Below are 17,108 nucleotides of genomic sequence, written 5' to 3'. Positions count from 1 at the left end.
ATTAGAAAAAGGATTTCAAAATCCAAATAAAAATTATTAGAAAATGTTTGATAAATTTTTAACTACATGTTATAATCGTATTGTAAGTTAAGATAACAATTTATCAGATATAAAATCGAAAGGGGAAATTATGACAAGAAAAGTAGTAATTGCAAGTGCAGCTAGAACTCCAGTAGGAAGTTTTGGTGGAGCTTTAAAATCACAAAGCGCAGTTGATTTGGGTGTTGTTGCAGCTAAAGCAGCTATCGAAAGAGCTGGAATTAAACCAGAAGATGTTGAAGAAACTGTTTTAGGATGCGTTTTACAAGCAGGACTTGGACAAAACGTTGCAAGACAAATTTCATTAGGAGCAGGAATCCCAATAACAACACCTGCAATGACAATTAATAAAGTTTGTGGATCAGGACTTAGAACTGTTTCACTTGCAGCTCAAATGATTTTAGCAGGAGATGTTGACGTTGTTTTAGCAGGTGGTGCTGAAAGTATGTCAAACGCCCCATTCTTATCTAATGAATCTAGATGGGGAGCTAGAATGGGAAATAAAAAATTTGTTGACGAAATGATTACTGATGGTCTTTGGGACGTTTACAATGATTATCACATGGGAGTTACAGCTGAAAATGTAGCTGAAAAATATGGAATCACAAGAGAAATGCAAGACGATCTTGCAGCAGTAAGTCAACAAAGAGCAAGCAAGGCTCGTGCTGAAGGAAGATTTAAAGATGAAATCGCTCCAGTAGAAATTAAAGATAGAAAAGGAAATGTTACAGTTGTTGAAGATGATGAATATATCAGAGACGGTGTAACACAAGAAGGAATTTCTAAATTAAGACCAGCATTTATAAAAGATGGTACAGTTACAGCAGCTAACGCATCAGGAATTAATGATGGAGCAGCTTGTCTTGTAGTTATGAGCGAAGAAAAAGCTAAAGAATTAGGCGTTAAACCACTTGCTACAATCGTAAGTTATGCATCAGCAGGTGTTGATCCAAAAGTTATGGGAACAGGTCCAATCCCTTCAAGTAAAAAAGCTCTTGAAAAAGTAGGATGGAAAGTTGAAGATCTTGACTTAGTTGAATCAAACGAAGCTTTCGCAGCTCAATCATACGCTGTAAGAAATGAAATGGGATTTGACCCAGAAAAAACAAATGTAAACGGTGGAGCAATTGCAATAGGTCACCCAATCGGAGGATCAGGAGCAAGAATTCTTACAACACTTTTATACGAAATGGAAAAAAGAGATTCTAAAAAAGGTCTTGCTACACTTTGTATAGGTGGAGGAATGGGAACAGCTCTAGTAGTTGAAAGATAATAATTTTATAAACAAAAATAAGGTTGCTATAAATAGCAGCCTTTTTTCGTTTGTAAATATAAAATTTTTTAAAAATAAAAACTACCCAATAAAGAGCAGTTTAAATTTCATCTAATGATATTTGATTTTTATTTTTTTCTCTATCTTTCATTTTTCTATTGTAGCATGACCTACACAAAGGTTCGTATGAATCTTGAGCTCCGATTTCTATTCTTTCTTCATTGTAAGATTTTCTAAAAGAAACCCAAGCATCTTCTCCGCATGATGCACAAATTGCGTGGTGTTTTATTAATTCGTCAGCTATTGGCATCAGCTCTTTTACAACTTCAAATGGTTTTGTTTTATAATCCATATCAAGTCCTGACACAACAATTGTAATATGATTTTGCATAAGTTCTACAAAATAATCTACAATTTTTGATGGCTTGTCTGGGAAAAATTGAACTTCATCAATTCCTATAGCATCAATTTCATTATTTTTTGCATAATCCAAAATTTCTTTTATGGATTCTATTTTAATCGCATCAAGCTCCAAATTATCATGGCTTATTATTTTTTCATCTTCATGTCTTGAATCAACTGATGGTTTGAATGCAATTGTTTTGTATCCTGCAACTTTCATCCTATAAAGCTCACGCCATAGGGAAGTTGTTTTTCCAGAAAACATAGAACCTGTATGAACAATAAGTTTAGCTTGTTTTTTCATATTTCACCTAAACATTGAATTTAAAATTGGTAATATCTCCATCTTTCATAACATAATCTTTTCCTTCCATACGAAGTTGACCATGTTCTTTTACTTTTGCCATATTACCATATTCTTTTAGAGTATCAAAACTTACGATTTCTGCTTTTATAAAACCTCTTTGTATATCTGTGTGGATTTTCCCAGCAGCATCTACAGCTTTTGTTCCATTTGTAATTGTCCAAGCTCTTGTTTCATCTTCTCCTGTTGTCAAAAATGAGATTAAATTTAAAGTTTTGTAAGAATCTTTTATAACTTGATCGCAACCTGATTCACTTAAACCAATCATTTCCAAAAATTCTTTCTTTTCTTCTTCGCTTTCAAGCTCTGATATTTCTTGTTCAATTTTTGCACTTACAACAGAAACTTGAGCGTTTTCTTCTTTGGCAAATTCCCTAACTTTTTGAACAAATTCATTATCATCTCCGTTATTTGCAACATCACTTTCATCGACATTGCAAACATAAATTATTGGTTTTGTTGAAAGAAGTTGGTAGGTTTTAAGAAGAGCTTTTTCTTCATCGTGTAAATTTAAAACTCTGGCAGATTTTCCCTCTTCCAAAACTTCTTTTATTCTTTTTAATAATTCAACTTCGCTTCTTGCTGATTTATCAGATTTTGCGACTTTTTCTCTTTTTACCAAAACTTTTTCAACAAGCTCAAGGTCTGAAAGTATAAGCTCAAAATTTATTGTTTCAATATCTCTTAATGGGTCAATGTTACCATCTACGTGGGTTACATTTGGATCATTAAAACAACGCAAAACTTCTACTATTGCATCAGTTTCTCTTATATTTGATAAAAATTTATTTCCTAATCCTTCGCCCTTGCTTGCACCTTTTACAAGTCCTGCTATATCATAAAATTCTATAGCTGCTGGTACAATTTTTTTTGAATTGTGCATTTTTGCAAGATAATCAACTCTATAATCTGGAACATTTACAAGTCCTACGTTTGGATCTATTGTGCAGAAAGGATAATTTGCAATTTCTGCTCCAGCTTTTGTAATTGCATTAAATAAAGTTGATTTGCCTACATTTGGTAGGCCAACTATTCCTAATTTCATTTAATCACTCTCTCTTTTTTATTCTTTATTTAGCATTATTAATTATATAGAAAGCGCCTAAAAAAATCAATTTTTATATTATGCAACAATGGTATAATATGAATAAGATTATAAAAAAAAAAGGAGAAATTATGAATATTGATCAAAAACTAGAAAAGCTTAGAGAGCTAATGGCTAGCAGAAAAATAGATGCTTATATTATTAATACATCTGATCCTCATCAATCAGAATATATTAGTGATTATTATAAAACTCGCGAATTTATTTCAGGTTTTACTGGCTCTGCGGGAGTTTGCGTTGTTACAAAAGATAAGGCAAGACTTTGGACAGATTCAAGATATTTTTTGCAAGCTGCAAATGAATTAAAATATTCAGAATTTGAATTTTATAAACAAGGTTTTGATGAAGATCCAACTATGGAAGAATTTTTGTTGGAAGAAGTTGGAGAATTTGGAAAAATTGGTTTTGATGGTACTTGTTATTCAGTAAAAGATTATAAATCTTTAAGTGAAAATATGGCATCACGTGCTTTGGTTTATGACATAGATTATATTTCTCAAATTTGGGAAGATAGACCAAGCCTTCCAAAAGAAAAAGTTTGGATTTATGATCAAAAATATGTTGGCGAAAGTTTAGAATCAAAAATAAATAGATTAAGAGAAGAATTAAAGAAAAAAGATTGCGATTATAATTTTATTGGATCTCCAGAAGATATTTGTTACCTTTTAAATATTAGAGGAAATGATATTGGATATACTCCAGTAGTTTTGTCATATTTGTTGGTTTCAATGGATGAAATTCATCTTTGCATAGACCAAGATAAACTTGACGATGAAGTTTTGGATTATTTAAAAGAAAATAAGGTAAAAGTTCATTCTTATGATTATATTTATTCTTTATTAAAAAATATTAAGGGGAAAAATAGAATTTATATAGACCCAGAAAGAACTAACGTTGCAATTTTTGATTCTATAAATTCAAATGTAAGAATTACTAGCGGTGTAAATATTTCAACTCAAATGAAAGCGATTAAAAATGAAACTGAATTAGAAAATGAAAGAAAAGCTTATATTATTGATGGTGTAAGTTTAATTAAGTTCTTTAATTGGGTTGAAGTTGGAACAAGTACAGGTTCTTTGACAGAGCTTATAGCTAGCAAAAAATTGCAAGATTTAAGAAAAGAAAATGAATCATATATTGAAGATTCTTTTGAAACAATTGCAGGCTACAAAGAAAATGGAGCTATTGTCCATTATGAACCAACTTCACTTTCATCAAAAACTCTCGAAGAAAAATCACTTTTATTGGTAGATTCAGGAGCTCATTACAAAGAAGGAACTACAGATATAACAAGAACAATTGCCCTTGGAGAATTGACTGATGAAGAAAAAGAAGACTATACCCTAGTTTTAAAATCTCATATAGGCTTGATGAGTGCAAGATTTAAAGAAAAAACCAAAGGACAAAGATTAGATGCAATTGCTAAATATCCATTGTGGAAAGCTGGAAAAGATTATTTCCATGGAACAGGCCACGGAGTCGGATTTAGCTTAACAGTTCACGAAGGCCCAAATAATATTTCTCAATTTAATGATGTAGAATTATTAGAAAACATGACAACATCAATTGAGCCGGGTCTATATATAGCAGATAAACACGGAGTAAGAATTGAAAGCGAAGTTTATGTGAAAAAAGATTTGGAAAATGAATTTGGTAAATTTATGAAATTCGAATGTCTAACTTACGTGCCAATTGATACTAGACCAATAAATATGGATATGATGGATAAGTGGGAAATAGAATGGATAAATGTATATAACAAAAAATGCCAAGAAGTTTTATCTCCATATCTTGAAGGATCAGATTTAGAATATTTGATAGAAAGATGTAAAGAGATTTGATGAACAATCAAATAAAGGAAAAGCTAAAAGAATTACCAGACCTACCAGGCGTTTATATAATGAGAAATAGCCAAGATGAAATAATCTATGTTGGCAAGGCTATAAATTTAAAAAAACGTGTAAGCCAATATTTTGACAACAACAAAAATAAGGGCAGAAAAGTTCTTGCTATGGTAAGTCATATAAATCATTTTGAATATATAATTGTAGAAAATGAAGTCGAAGCTCTTGTGTTAGAATCAAATCTAATAAAGAAAAACAGACCAAAATATAATATTGTTCTAAGAGATGATAAGCAATATCCATATATAAAAATTACAAATGAAAAATTTCCTAGAATTCAAAAAGTAAGAAATGTAAAAAAAGATAAGGGCTATTACTATGGCCCTTATCCTGATGCTTATGCAGTAAATGATGTAATAGAATTATTTCATATACTTTACCCAATAAGAACTTGCAATCTAAATTTTGATAAGGGACAGCAATTAGATAGACCTTGTCTAAATTATTATATAAATAGGTGTAAAGCTCCATGCGTTGGTAAGGGAGATGAAAAAGAATATATGGATAATATAAATAAAATCAAAAATTTTTTAGAAAATAAATCTGATTATATACCAAATTTAGTTATAAATAAGATGAATAAGGCAAGTGAAATTTTGGATTTTGAAAATGCTGCAAAATACAGAGATTACCATAGGGCCTTATCAACCATTTCTCAAAAACAAAAAGTTACTACAACAAATGGTGATGACATAGATATAATTGCAATGTCCAAAGGAATATTTTATGTCACCATGCAGGTATTTTTTATGAGAGATGGAAAGATTGTTGATAGAGAACATTTTATTATTAAAGATGATTACAGAGAAAAAGATGAAGATATAATTTCATCTTTTATGAAGCAATTTTACTTAAACCTTATGTATATACCAAAAGAAATTTTAGTTCACAAATTGCCATCAGATCTTGATGCCCTTAATTTATTTATTGAAAAGAAAAAAGGCATTAAGGTAAAAATTACTTGCCCAAAACTTGGTAAGAAAAAAGAATTAGTAGATATGGCTTTTAGAAATGCAAGCGATATGATGAAAAAATACGAAAAAAGGCTTGAGGAAAAAGAAAGAAAAAAACATTCTGGCTTAAATGGATTAAAAGAAATTTTGAATTTAAAATCTTTAAGTAGGATAGAAGCTTACGATATTTCAAATACATCGGGGGTACAATCAGTTGGATCAATGATTGTATTTCAAAATGGGATAGCAGAAAGAAAAGAATATAGAAAATTCAAAATAAAAACTATAGAAGGGCCAGATGATTATCATTCCTTGGAAGAAGTTCTTACAAGAAGATTTGAAAGAGCAAAAAAAGAAATTAAAAATAATAATACTTATACTGGTTTTGGAAAACTCCCAGATTTAATATTAATGGATGGGGGAAAAGGTCAAGTAAAGTCAGCAAAAAAAGTTTTGAAAGATTTAAATTTTTCAATAGAAGTTGCAGGACTTGTTAAAGATGACAAGCATACAACAAGAGCGATTATATATGAAAATGAAGAAATACAAATAAAAAAACGAGATCCAGTATATAAATTAATTTACGAAATCCAAGAAGAAGCCCACAGATTTGCCATAAATTATCACAGAAAATTAATGACTCAAACTATGAAAAAATCTGAACTTGATAATATTAATGGCATAGGAAAAAGAAAAAAAGAAAATCTTCTAAAACATTTTAAAAGCGTAAAAAATATAAAAAAAGCAAGCTTAGAAGAGCTTATGGAAGTAGATTTGATTGGGGAAAGCCAAGCACTTGAAATAATTAAATATTTTAAACTAAACAATTAAAGAGGATAAAATGGGAAAACAAACAAGCGTAAAATTAAAAGACGTGGTTGAAAATTTAGATCTTGAAATAGTTCACAAATCCACAGATTATGATGAAATTATTTTGCAAAGTCCAGATATTAATAGACCAGGTCTTCAACTTACAGGATATTTGGAAGAATTTCCTTACAAAAGATTACAAATAATAGGAAGCGTAGAATATACTTACCTAACAAGTCTTGACAATAGAATGCAATATGAAAGATTTAGGGGAATATTATCATACAAAATGCCAGCCATACTTTTTTCATATAATGCAGGATTGCCAAAAGATATATTAGACCTTGCTGATTATTATGATATTACAATTTTAAGGTCAAAACTTCCTACGACAAAATTAACATCAATAATTTCGCAAGAACTAGAATATATTTTTGCTGATAGAACTCAAATTCACGGAGAACTTCTAGAAGTTTTTGGTGTTGGAGTTTTAATTAGAGGAGAAAGCTCAGTAGGAAAAAGTGAAACGGCTTTAGATTTAGTAAATCGTGGTCACAGACTTGTCGCAGATGATGTCGTAGAAATGGCTGCTTACGATAATAAACTTGTAGGACAAGCTCCAGAAAATATAAGGCATTATACAGAAATAAGAGGGCTTGGAATTGTAGATGTAAGAAGACTATATGGGACAGGCTCTGTAAAAGTTTCAACTGACATAGATTTGGTAATAGAGCTTGAACATTGGAGAGAAGATTATGAATATGATAGGTTGGGACTTGATGAGCATTATACAGAAATTTTAAATGTTCAAATTCCAAAAATTTTAATTCCAGTAAGAGCAGGAAGAAATTTAGCAATGATTATTGAGGTTGCAGCTATGAACCAAAGAGAAAAATCTATGGGATATAACGCAGCAAAAGTAATGACAGACAATCTATTTAAAAATTCTGACAATGATAATTAGCTTGTGAAATTATTTGATATTTGCTTGACTAATGATGTGATATTTATTATACTAAAAATAGTGTTGACGATAATTGATTCATATAATTTTTAGGAGGTCTTAAATGACAATTAAAAGAGCTATGAAGACTATGGATGGTAATACTGCAGCTGCTCACGTATCTTATGCGTTTACAGATGTAGCAACAATCTATCCAATAACACCTTCATCACCAATGCCTGAAGCAGTAGATGTTTGGGCAGCAAACGGTAGAAAAAACGTATTTGGAAGACCAGTTGAAGTAAAGGAAATGCAATCAGAAGCTGGTGCAGCAGGAGCAGTACATGGAGCACTTGCAGCAGGAGCACTTACTACTACATACACAGCAAGTCAAGGATTATTATTAATGATCCCTAATATGTATAAGATTGCTGGAGAAAGATTGCCAGGTGTATTCCATGTTGCAGCAAGAACACTAGCAACTCACGCACTTTCAATTTACGGTGACCATTCTGACGTTATGGCAGCAAGACAAACAGGATTTGCTATGCTATGTTCAGGATCAGTTCAACAAGTAATGGACTTAGGACCAGTTGCTCACTTAGCAGCAATTGAAGGAAGAATTCCATTCTGCCATTTCTTTGATGGATTTAGAACAAGTCACGAAATTCAAAAAATACAAGTTTGGGACTATGATACATTAGCTCCATTAGTAAACTACGAAGCTGTAGATAAATTTAAAAATGAGTCTTTAAATCCAGAAAGACCAAAAACAATCGGTACAGCTGAAAAGAATATTTTCTTCCAAAGAATGGAAGCTTCAAACCCTGCATATACTGATATAGTAGGCATAACAGAAAACTACATGAACAAAATCAATGAATTAATCGGTACAAATTACGGATTATTTAATTATTATGGTGCAGATGATGCAGAAGAAATCATCATTGCTATGGGTTCTGTTTGCCAAGCAGCTGAAGAAGCAATTGATAAATTAGTAGAAGATGGTAAAAAAGTTGGTATGGTTGAAGTTCACTTATTCAGACCATTCTCAAAAGACCATCTATTAAAAGCTATACCAAAAACAGTAAAGAAAATCGCAGTACTTGATAGAACAAAAGAAAAAGGTTCAGTTGGAGAACCATTATTACTTGATGTTAAATCAGCTTACTATGATGTAGAAGATAAACCACAAATTATAGGTGGTAGATATGGATTATCTTCAAAAGATACAATCCCTGCAGACATTGAAGCAGCATTTAACAATTTAGCTGGCGAAATGAAAGATGATTTCACATTATCAATTACAGATGATGTTACAAATAAATCACTTGAAAGAACAGATTTAAGAATCAGACAAGAAGGTACAAGCAGATGTAAATTCTGGGGATTCGGATCTGATGGAACAGTTGGAGCTAATAAACAAGCTATCAAAATCATCGGTGATAATACAGATATGTATGCTCAAGGTTACTTTGACTATGATTCTAAAAAATCTGGTGGACTTACAGTATCACACTTGAGATTTGGTAAAAATCCAATTAGATCAACATATCTATTAGATGAAGCTGACTTTATTTCATGTTCAAAACCAGCTTACGTTAATCAATATGATTTATTAGCTGGACTTAAAGATGGTGGTACATTCTTATTAAACTGCCCATGGTCAGAAGATGAACTTGAACAACATCTACCAGCTTCAATGAAAAAATACATTGCTGAACACAATATTAACTTTAATATAATAGATGCTTCTCACATCGCTGCTAATATTGGATTAGGTTCAAGAACAAATATGATAATGCAATCTGCATTCTTTAACCTTGCAAATGTAATTCCAATAGATGAAGCTATCAAATACCTTAAAGATTCTATAGTAAAAGCTTATGGACACAAGGGTGATGATATAGTAAATATGAACTACAAAGCAGTAGATCAAGGAATTGATGCAGTAGTTAAAGTTAATGTTCCAGATTCATGGAAAGATGCAAAAGATGAAGTTAAAGAAGAAAAAGAACTTCCAGAGTTCATCAAAAACATCGTTAAACCAATGATTGAACAAAAAGAGGATGATCTTCCAGTTTCAGTTTTCAAAGATAGAACAAATGGAGACTTTGAACCAGGTACAACTCAATATGAAAAGAGAGGAATTGCTCTTAACGTGCCAGAATGGCAAATTGATAATTGTATCCAATGTAACCAATGTTCATACGTTTGTCCTCACGCTGTAATTAGACCATTCTTATTAACAGAAGAAGAAAAAGCTAATGCACCAGAAGGATTTGAAACAAAGAAAGCAATTGGTAAGGGAATGGACGGATATGATTTCAGAATCCAAGTTTCACCACTTGATTGTACAGGTTGTGGAAACTGTGCTGATGTATGTCCAGCTCCAAAGAAGGCTCTTTTAATGAAACCTTTTGAGGAAGAATTAGAAAAAGAAAAAGATAATTGGGAATATGCTCATGAAGAAGTTGGATACAAAGAAGATGTTATGGATCCAATGACAATTAAAGGTTCTCAATTTAAACAACCATTACTTGAGTTCTCAGGTGCTTGTGCAGGATGTGGAGAAACACCATACGCAAAACTTGTTACCCAATTATTTGGAGATAGAATGTATATAGCTAATGCTACAGGTTGTTCATCAATCTGGGGAGCATCATCACCAGCTACACCATATACAACAAATGCTTGCGGACAAGGTCCAGCTTGGGGTAATTCATTATTCGAAGATGCAGCAGAATATGGTTATGGTATGAAACTTGCAGCTGATTCAAACAAACACCTTCTTGAAACATATATGAATCAATTCAATGAATTAGAAGCTGATAGTGAATTAAGCGAAGCATTCAAAGCATGGATTGAAGGAAAAGAAGACGTTAAAGCTTCAAAAGAAGCAACAGCTAAAATTCTTAACCTTGAAGAAAAAGCTAACAGTGTAAGTGATGAAGAACAAAAAGATTTACTACACAAAATATATTCACTAAAAGACTATATGATTAAAAAATCAGTTTGGATATTTGGTGGAGACGGATGGAGCTATGATATTGGATTTGGTGGAGTAGACCACGTACTAGCTAGTGGAGAAAACATCAATATCTTAGTATTTGATACAGAAGTTTACTCAAATACAGGTGGACAATCATCTAAAGCTACACCATTATCAGCAGTAGCTCAATTTGCTGCATCTGGTAAAAAGGTAAGAAAGAAAGACCTTGGTTTAATGATGACTTCATACGGTTATGTTTACGTAGCACAAGTTGCTATGGGCGCAAACCAAAATCAAACAATCAAAGCTATGAAAGAAGCTGAAAGCTATGATGGACCATCTCTAATCATCTGCTATGCACCATGTATCAACCACGGTATAAGAATCGGTATGGGTAAATCTCAATTTAGAGAAAAACAAGCAGTTGATGCTGGTTACTGGCACTTGTGGAGATTCGATCCAAGACTTGCTGATGAAGGAAAGAATCCATTCCAATTAGATTCAAGAGAACCTAAGGAATCATTCCAAGAATTTATCCAAGGAGAAGTTAGATACTCTTCACTCAAGAGATCATTCCCTGAAACAGCTGACCAATTATATCAAGAAGCAGAAAAAGCTGCAAAAGATAGATATCAAACATATAAGAGATTAGCTGGAAAATAAGATAAATTAAATAAAAATTTTAAAGGATGAGCTTGCTCATCCTTTTTTTGTGCGTAAAATTAATTTTGAAGATTTTATTTTTAAAATTTTACAAAAAAATTTATGTTGAAAACTTTTTGAAAATTTTAAATTTAATTTTGCTAAAAGTGTACAATTATAAATATTTACTATTTATGGTATAATAAATTATATATAAAAAAATAAAATGGAGGAGTTTATGGCAATTAAGTATAAAAACAATTACGGTAAAGTTAGTATTTCAGAAACAGTAATTGCAAATATTGCTGCAGCTTCTGTTATGGAATCCTATGGTGTTGTAGGTCTTGCTAGCAGAAGTACAAAAGATGGATTTTATAAACTTTTAGGTATTGATAATATGAATAGAGGTGTAAAAGTTTTAAGAAATATAGATGGAACTGTGACTATAGATATATCATTGTTTTTAAATTATGGTGTAAGAATTGCAGTTGTATGCCAAAATATAATTGAAAATGTGAAATATAATGTTGAACATTCTCTTAATGTTGGTGTATCTAGTGTAAATATTTTAGTTCAAGGAATTAGAAGTTAGGTGAAATATGAAAAAAATCGATAGTAATAAGTTCAAAAGCATTATTATTAAAGCTTTTGAACTACTTAATGAGAAAAGGGATGTTGTCGATAGCTTAAATGTTTTTCCTGTTCCAGATGGGGATACGGGAACAAATATGACTATGACAATGAAATCTGGTGTAGAAAGAGTAAAGGATACTGAAACTTCATCTTGTTATGATGTTGCTAAGGCTTTAAGCCAAGGCACTTTGATGGGAGCGAGAGGAAATTCTGGTGTAATTTTATCACAACTTTGTAGGGGAATGTCTAAAGCTATCAAAGGCAAGGATATTATTGATGCAGAAAGTATAAGAGATATTTTTACAGTTGCAAATAAAACTGCTTATAAGGCTGTAATGAAACCTACTGAGGGAACAATTTTAACTGTGTCAAGATTGATGGCAGAAGAAGCTAATAACGCTTTTGAAAATAACATTGATATTGATAAGTATTTATATAAAATTATTGCAGCAGGTCATAAGGCTTTGCTTGATACTCCAAATTTATTGCCAGTTTTAAAAGAGGCTAAGGTTGTAGATTCTGGTGGACAAGGATTGATGTTTTTGCTTGAAGGCGCTTTAAAAGCCTTAAATGGAGAAATTGATATTGAAACTGATTTATCAGAAATTGAAATTGAAGATTTGCCATCAAAAGACTATAATATCGACCTATCAGTAAGCATAAGTGAAGATGAAAAAGATGATTTACTTGAAAAATTAAATGAGCTTTCTACATCGTTGACAGAAGATTTTGATAATGGAATTTTGAGACTTTCATTTGATTGCGATGGTATAAAGGAACTTTTAGAAGTGGTTTCAAAATATGGACAAGTTTTGACGATGAATGTTGAAAATACTAATCCAGATGTATTGAATGATATAAAAGTAAACAAAAAACCATCTAAAAAATATGGATTCATAGCTGTTTCAAGGGGAGAAGGCTATGATAAAGTGTTTGAAAGTTTAAATGTTGATAGGATTATTGCTGGTGGGCAAACTATGAACCCTTCAACTGAAGATATTTTTAAGGCAATTGAAAAAGTAGATAGCGAAAATATTATTATCTTCCCTAATAATAAAAATATAATTATGAGTGCTAAACAAGCTTGTCAATTGTCTGATAAAACTTGTAGAGTAGTTGAAACTAGGTCAATTCCAGAATCTTTTTCTGCCCTACTATCATTTGATGAAGATGAATCACTAGATGAAAATATGGAAAATTTCAACGATGCGATTGAAGATGTAAGAGTTTTGGAAGTTACTATAGCAGTTAGAGATACAAATGTGAACAATGTAGAAATTAGAAAAGATGAATACATTGGAATAGTTGACAATAATATTGTTACAAGCAAAAAAACAATAGAAAAAACTGCTAGAGAAACCTTGGAGAAGGCGGTCGATGATGACACATCTCTTATAACTATATATTATGGAGAAGATATAGAAGATAAGGAAGCCAGAAAACTCCAAAAATTTGCTCAAAAAAAATTCAAAGATTGCGATGTAGAATTGATTTATGGTGGACAACCTTTATATTATTACACTATTACCTTGGAGTAGTATAGATGGATCTTTTGGACCTAAAAGGTTTAGGCAAAAAGAAAAAAGAATATTTAGAAAAATTATCAATTTATAAGCTAGAAGATTTATATAATTATTATCCTAGGGAATATGAGGATAGGTCAAAAAAATACGACTTATCCCATGGTCTTGATGGAAATAAACATTATTTTGAATGGAAAATAGAATCAAAGCTTTATACAAATTATAGTAAAAAATTTTCTATCTCTTATCTTTATGCGAGTGAAAATGATAAAAGAGTAAAAATAGTATTTTTTAACGACAAATTTTTGCCAAGATCCTTAAAAATCGGACAAACATATAAATTTTATACAAAAATCGTAAAAAATGGTTATGAAATTGAATGCCATAATCCAGAATTTACAGATATAGATGACGATAGAATTGGAAATATTGTACCTATATATCCGCTTACAAAATCTTTGACTAATAAAAATTTATCTGATTTTATAGGTCAAGCCTTGGAATTTTTTGATGAAAATGAAGTTTTATTAGATAAAAAAGTTCTTAATGACTTTGATTTTTCGGATAAACTTTCAAATTTGAAGGAAATTCATTTCCCAACTAGCCTTGAAAATTTAAAAAGTGCTAAAAGTCAAATTAAGATTATAGATTTATTAAAGGAATTGATTTTTATATATGTAATGCAAAAAGAAAATTCCTACCAAGATTTAAATTTAAAATATAATCTAAATGATATTTTAAATAAGCTTGATTTTAAATTGACACCAAGTCAATATAAGTCTTTGATTGAAATTTTAAAAGATTCTACAAGTAAATCAATTATGAATAGGCTTTTGTGTGGGGATGTTGGAAGTGGTAAGACTATTATTGCTTTAATAGTGATGATTATTTTTTCGATAAATTCATACCAAACTTGTATGATGGTTCCTACTGAAGTTTTAGCTATTCAACAATATGAAAAAAATAAAGAATTTGTTGAAAGCTTTGGCTTAAAAATTTCTTTACTTACATCATCAACAAAAAATAAGGAAGACCTTAAGAATAAAATCAAAAATGGCGAAATAGACATTGTTATTGGGACGCATGCACTTATTGTAGATGATGTGGAATTTAAAAATTTGAAATTAATTGTTGCGGATGAACAGCATAGGTTTGGAGTTAGGCAAAGACAAGCCTTATACGAAAAAGGTAATGATGCAAATTACCTAACAATGACAGCAACTCCTATTCCAAGGACACTTTTTTTGAAGATGAAAAAATTATTAGATTTATCTCAAATTACTGAACTTCCAAAAGGAAGAGGAGAAATTATAACTGAACTTGTTCTTTTGTCAATGGAAAATAGTCTGTTTTCTAAAATAGATGATTTTATAAAAAGTGGTAGGCAAGTTTATGTTGTAAGTGATTCTATAGATAGTGATGATGAAAATTCTTTAGAGAATTTATATAAACGCTATAAAAAAAGATTTAAAAATATTAGAATTGTAAAACTTCACGGAAAGTTAAAGGCAAGTGAAAAAGAAGAAATTCTTAGAGATTTTTCTGATGGTAAAATTGATATTTTAATATCTACTACAGTTATAGAAGTTGGAATTGATGTATCTAATGCAAATTGTATGATAATTTATAATGCCAATAATTTTGGTTTATCATCACTACACCAACTTAGAGGAAGAATAGGTAGGGGATCTTATAAATCATTTTGCTATTTGATTAGCGAAAAAGTTGATGAGAGAAGTAAGCTAAATATAATAAAAAATTCAAACGACGGTTTTGAAATTGCAAAAAAAGATTTGAAACTAAGAGGTGCTGGCAAGATTCTATCAACAATTCAACATGGAAAAAATCTTGATGATGTAAATTATTTCAATTTAAAAGAAGATGAAATAAATCTTTGCTTTAAAATATTTACATATCTTAAAGATAAAAATTTCGAAGGAGTTAATTTTTCTTATTTAGAAAAATATTTTAATATAGACAAAAGGATTGTGTTAAATTAATGAGAGTAGTAGCTGGAAAGTATAAAGGATTTAATATAAAATCTCCAAAAGCTAACAATTCAAGACCTACAGATAACAAGGTAAAAGAAGCAGTTATGGCTATGCTTTATCCTTACAAAAAAGACTTTACAGCCTTAGATTTATTTTCATGCACAGGGCAAATGGGAATAGAATTTTTATCTCATGGTGCAAAAGAAGTTGTTTTTGGAGAATTAAATAATTCAAATTATAAAATACTCAAGGAAAATATAGAAAAAATTCAAAGTCAAAATGCTCTAACTATAAGAGGGGATTTTAGAAAAGTTTTGGAAATTTTAAAAGAAAATAATAAAACTTTTGATTACATATACCTAGATCCTCCTTATAAAGAAGATTATTTGAAAATTAGTCTAGAATATATATTGACCTATCATTTATTAAATAAAAATGGTATAATAATAAGCGAATCAGATAGGAATATTGATTTTTCTGATATGACTAATTTAAATTTGATTAAAGAAAAAAAATATGGAAGGAAAATCATAAAAATTTATTGCTATGAAAGTGATATATCCAGGTAGCTTCGATCCTATTACAATCGGACACTTAGACATAATAAAAAGATTAAATAAGATGTTTGATGAGGTAGTCATTGCTATATTGATAAATGAAGCCAAGCACTCTCTTTTCTCAATTAAAGAGAGAAAACAATTAATAGAAAATGAAATTAAAGAATTTCAACTAGATAATGTCAAAGTCAAAACTTTCGAAGGTTTGTTAGTTGATTTTGCAAAAAAAGAAAATTCAAAAATTATAGTTAGAGGTTTAAGGGCAGTTACAGACTATGAGTATGAAATGAATATTGCTCAATTTAATTCAAGCCTATATGAAGATCTTGAAACTATATTTCTACTTTCTGACCCGAAATTCTCATTTATAAGCTCAAGTGGAGTAAGAGAGCTAGCTAGTTTTGGTGGAGATGTATCTAAATTTGTATCAAAAAATGTAAAAAAAGCTATATATGAAAAAAATAAACTAGGAGGAAAAAACTAATGGCAAATATTAACGAACTAATTGATGAAATTGAAGATATAATGGATAATGCTAGTTCTGTTCCATTTTCAAGAAAGGTTTCAGTTGATCCAGATGAAATTTTTGAAATTGTTAGAGATATGAGAGATTCTCTTCCAACAGAAATCAAAAACGCTCAATGGATTAACGATGAAAAAGAAAGAATTTTGCAAGAAGCAGAAAACGAAGCAAGATCTAAAGTACAAAATGCAAATAATGAAATCAAAAATTTCAAAGAACAAGCTAAAAGCCAATATCAAAGAATGATTTCAGAACATCAAATAACAGCAGAGGCTAGACAAGAAGCGCAAAGAATTCTTGAACAAGCAAACCAAGAAGCAAATAAAATTAAACAACAATCATACCAATACATTGACCAATTATTTACAAAATCATGTGAAAATTTCAGCCAATTGGCTCAATCATTGGAAAAAAATAAACAACATATATTAAATCAAAAATAAAATTTGCAAAA

At 30.4% G+C, this 17,108-nt stretch carries 13 protein-coding genes; 11 read left to right on the top strand and 2 right to left on the bottom strand.

The annotated features are described in order from the left end of the window. Positions 1 to 130: 130 nt before the first annotated feature. Positions 131 to 1,312 carry an acetyl-CoA C-acetyltransferase gene (locus tag I6H46_RS08720; RefSeq protein WP_019117580.1) on the top strand — a complete coding sequence of 394 codons (1,182 nt, stop codon included), beginning with the start codon at positions 131 to 133 and terminating at the stop codon, positions 1,310 to 1,312. A gap of 100 nt (positions 1,313 to 1,412) precedes the next feature. On the opposite strand, the gene I6H46_RS08715 is transcribed toward I6H46_RS08720, so the two are convergent. Both I6H46_RS08715 and ychF read right to left on the bottom strand, forming a co-directional pair. After that, entirely contained in the window at positions 1,413 to 2,018 is a 606-nt protein-coding gene (locus I6H46_RS08715; RefSeq protein WP_004838932.1) for a thymidine kinase, read from the bottom strand. A 7-nt stretch (positions 2,019 to 2,025) separates the two neighbouring features. Beyond that, positions 2,026 to 3,123, bottom strand: coding sequence for a redox-regulated ATPase YchF (gene ychF, locus I6H46_RS08710; RefSeq protein WP_019117582.1), 1,098 nt, complete (start codon positions 3,121 to 3,123; stop codon positions 2,026 to 2,028). A gap of 131 nt (positions 3,124 to 3,254) precedes the next feature. On the opposite strand from ychF, the gene I6H46_RS08705 reads away from it, so the two are divergent. From I6H46_RS08705 to I6H46_RS08660, 10 genes are all read left to right on the top strand, one after another. After that, a complete protein-coding gene (locus I6H46_RS08705; RefSeq protein WP_019117583.1) occupies positions 3,255 to 5,024 on the top strand; it encodes an aminopeptidase P family protein in 1,770 nt (589 codons plus the stop codon). Continuing rightward, positions 5,024 to 6,871 (top strand): excinuclease ABC subunit UvrC, encoded by a 1,848-nt coding sequence (uvrC, locus tag I6H46_RS08700; protein ID WP_019117584.1) that lies wholly within the window; start codon positions 5,024 to 5,026, stop codon positions 6,869 to 6,871. Before I6H46_RS08705 ends, uvrC begins: the two co-directional genes overlap by 1 nt. Before the next feature lie 10 nt (positions 6,872 to 6,881). Next, on the top strand, positions 6,882 to 7,814 hold the full coding sequence (gene hprK, locus I6H46_RS08695; protein ID WP_019117585.1) for an HPr(Ser) kinase/phosphatase: 933 nt from the start codon (positions 6,882 to 6,884) through the stop codon (positions 7,812 to 7,814). A 103-nt stretch (positions 7,815 to 7,917) separates the two neighbouring features. Then, on the top strand, positions 7,918 to 11,448 hold the full coding sequence (gene nifJ / locus I6H46_RS08690; RefSeq protein ID WP_019117586.1) for a pyruvate:ferredoxin (flavodoxin) oxidoreductase: 3,531 nt from the start codon (positions 7,918 to 7,920) through the stop codon (positions 11,446 to 11,448). 217 nt (positions 11,449 to 11,665) lie between these two features. Beyond that, positions 11,666 to 12,019 (top strand): Asp23/Gls24 family envelope stress response protein, encoded by a 354-nt coding sequence (locus I6H46_RS08685; protein ID WP_019117587.1) that lies wholly within the window; start codon positions 11,666 to 11,668, stop codon positions 12,017 to 12,019. Positions 12,020 to 12,026: 7 nt separating this feature from the next. Next, the gene (locus tag I6H46_RS08680; protein ID WP_019117588.1) at positions 12,027 to 13,598 is read left to right on the top strand and encodes a DAK2 domain-containing protein; all 1,572 of its coding nucleotides are present in this window, start codon (positions 12,027 to 12,029) and stop codon (positions 13,596 to 13,598) included. A 5-nt stretch (positions 13,599 to 13,603) separates the two neighbouring features. Then, on the top strand, positions 13,604 to 15,583 hold the full coding sequence (locus tag I6H46_RS08675) for an ATP-dependent DNA helicase RecG (RefSeq protein ID WP_019117589.1): 1,980 nt from the start codon (positions 13,604 to 13,606) through the stop codon (positions 15,581 to 15,583). Continuing rightward, a complete protein-coding gene (gene rsmD, locus I6H46_RS08670; protein ID WP_004838923.1) occupies positions 15,583 to 16,143 on the top strand; it encodes a 16S rRNA (guanine(966)-N(2))-methyltransferase RsmD in 561 nt (186 codons plus the stop codon). The genes I6H46_RS08675 and rsmD overlap by 1 nt, the downstream gene beginning before the upstream one ends. Next, positions 16,121 to 16,615: a pantetheine-phosphate adenylyltransferase gene (coaD, locus tag I6H46_RS08665; protein ID WP_019117590.1), complete on the top strand. Its 495-nt coding sequence runs from the start codon at positions 16,121 to 16,123 to the stop codon at positions 16,613 to 16,615. The genes rsmD and coaD overlap by 23 nt, the downstream gene beginning before the upstream one ends. Then, positions 16,615 to 17,097, top strand: a complete 483-nt coding sequence (locus tag I6H46_RS08660) for a H+-ATPase subunit H (RefSeq protein WP_019117591.1) — start codon at positions 16,615 to 16,617, stop codon at positions 17,095 to 17,097. The genes coaD and I6H46_RS08660 overlap by 1 nt, the downstream gene beginning before the upstream one ends. Positions 17,098 to 17,108 lie beyond the last annotated feature (11 nt).

It is taken from the genome of Anaerococcus obesiensis, assembly GCF_016599815.1.
Taxonomy (GTDB): Bacteria; Bacillota; Clostridia; order Tissierellales; family Peptoniphilaceae; genus Anaerococcus; species Anaerococcus vaginalis.
The sequence above is the reverse complement of the archived record's forward strand: the minus strand, read 5'-3'. Positions and strand labels throughout refer to the sequence as shown.

Coding starts and splice junctions, on each gene's coding strand:
- I6H46_RS08720 (WP_019117580.1), top strand. CDS start 131: ATGACAAGAAAAGTAGTAATTGCAAGTGCAGCTAGAACTCCAGTAGGA.
- I6H46_RS08715 (WP_004838932.1), bottom strand. CDS start 2,018: ATGAAAAAACAAGCTAAACTTATTGTTCATACAGGTTCTATGTTTTCT.
- ychF (WP_019117582.1), bottom strand. CDS start 3,123: ATGAAATTAGGAATAGTTGGCCTACCAAATGTAGGCAAATCAACTTTA.
- I6H46_RS08705 (WP_019117583.1), top strand. CDS start 3,255: ATGAATATTGATCAAAAACTAGAAAAGCTTAGAGAGCTAATGGCTAGC.
- uvrC (WP_019117584.1), top strand. CDS start 5,024: ATGAACAATCAAATAAAGGAAAAGCTAAAAGAATTACCAGACCTACCA.
- hprK (WP_019117585.1), top strand. CDS start 6,882: ATGGGAAAACAAACAAGCGTAAAATTAAAAGACGTGGTTGAAAATTTA.
- nifJ (WP_019117586.1), top strand. CDS start 7,918: ATGACAATTAAAAGAGCTATGAAGACTATGGATGGTAATACTGCAGCT.
- I6H46_RS08685 (WP_019117587.1), top strand. CDS start 11,666: ATGGCAATTAAGTATAAAAACAATTACGGTAAAGTTAGTATTTCAGAA.
- I6H46_RS08680 (WP_019117588.1), top strand. CDS start 12,027: ATGAAAAAAATCGATAGTAATAAGTTCAAAAGCATTATTATTAAAGCT.
- I6H46_RS08675 (WP_019117589.1), top strand. CDS start 13,604: ATGGATCTTTTGGACCTAAAAGGTTTAGGCAAAAAGAAAAAAGAATAT.
- rsmD (WP_004838923.1), top strand. CDS start 15,583: ATGAGAGTAGTAGCTGGAAAGTATAAAGGATTTAATATAAAATCTCCA.
- coaD (WP_019117590.1), top strand. CDS start 16,121: ATGAAAGTGATATATCCAGGTAGCTTCGATCCTATTACAATCGGACAC.
- I6H46_RS08660 (WP_019117591.1), top strand. CDS start 16,615: ATGGCAAATATTAACGAACTAATTGATGAAATTGAAGATATAATGGAT.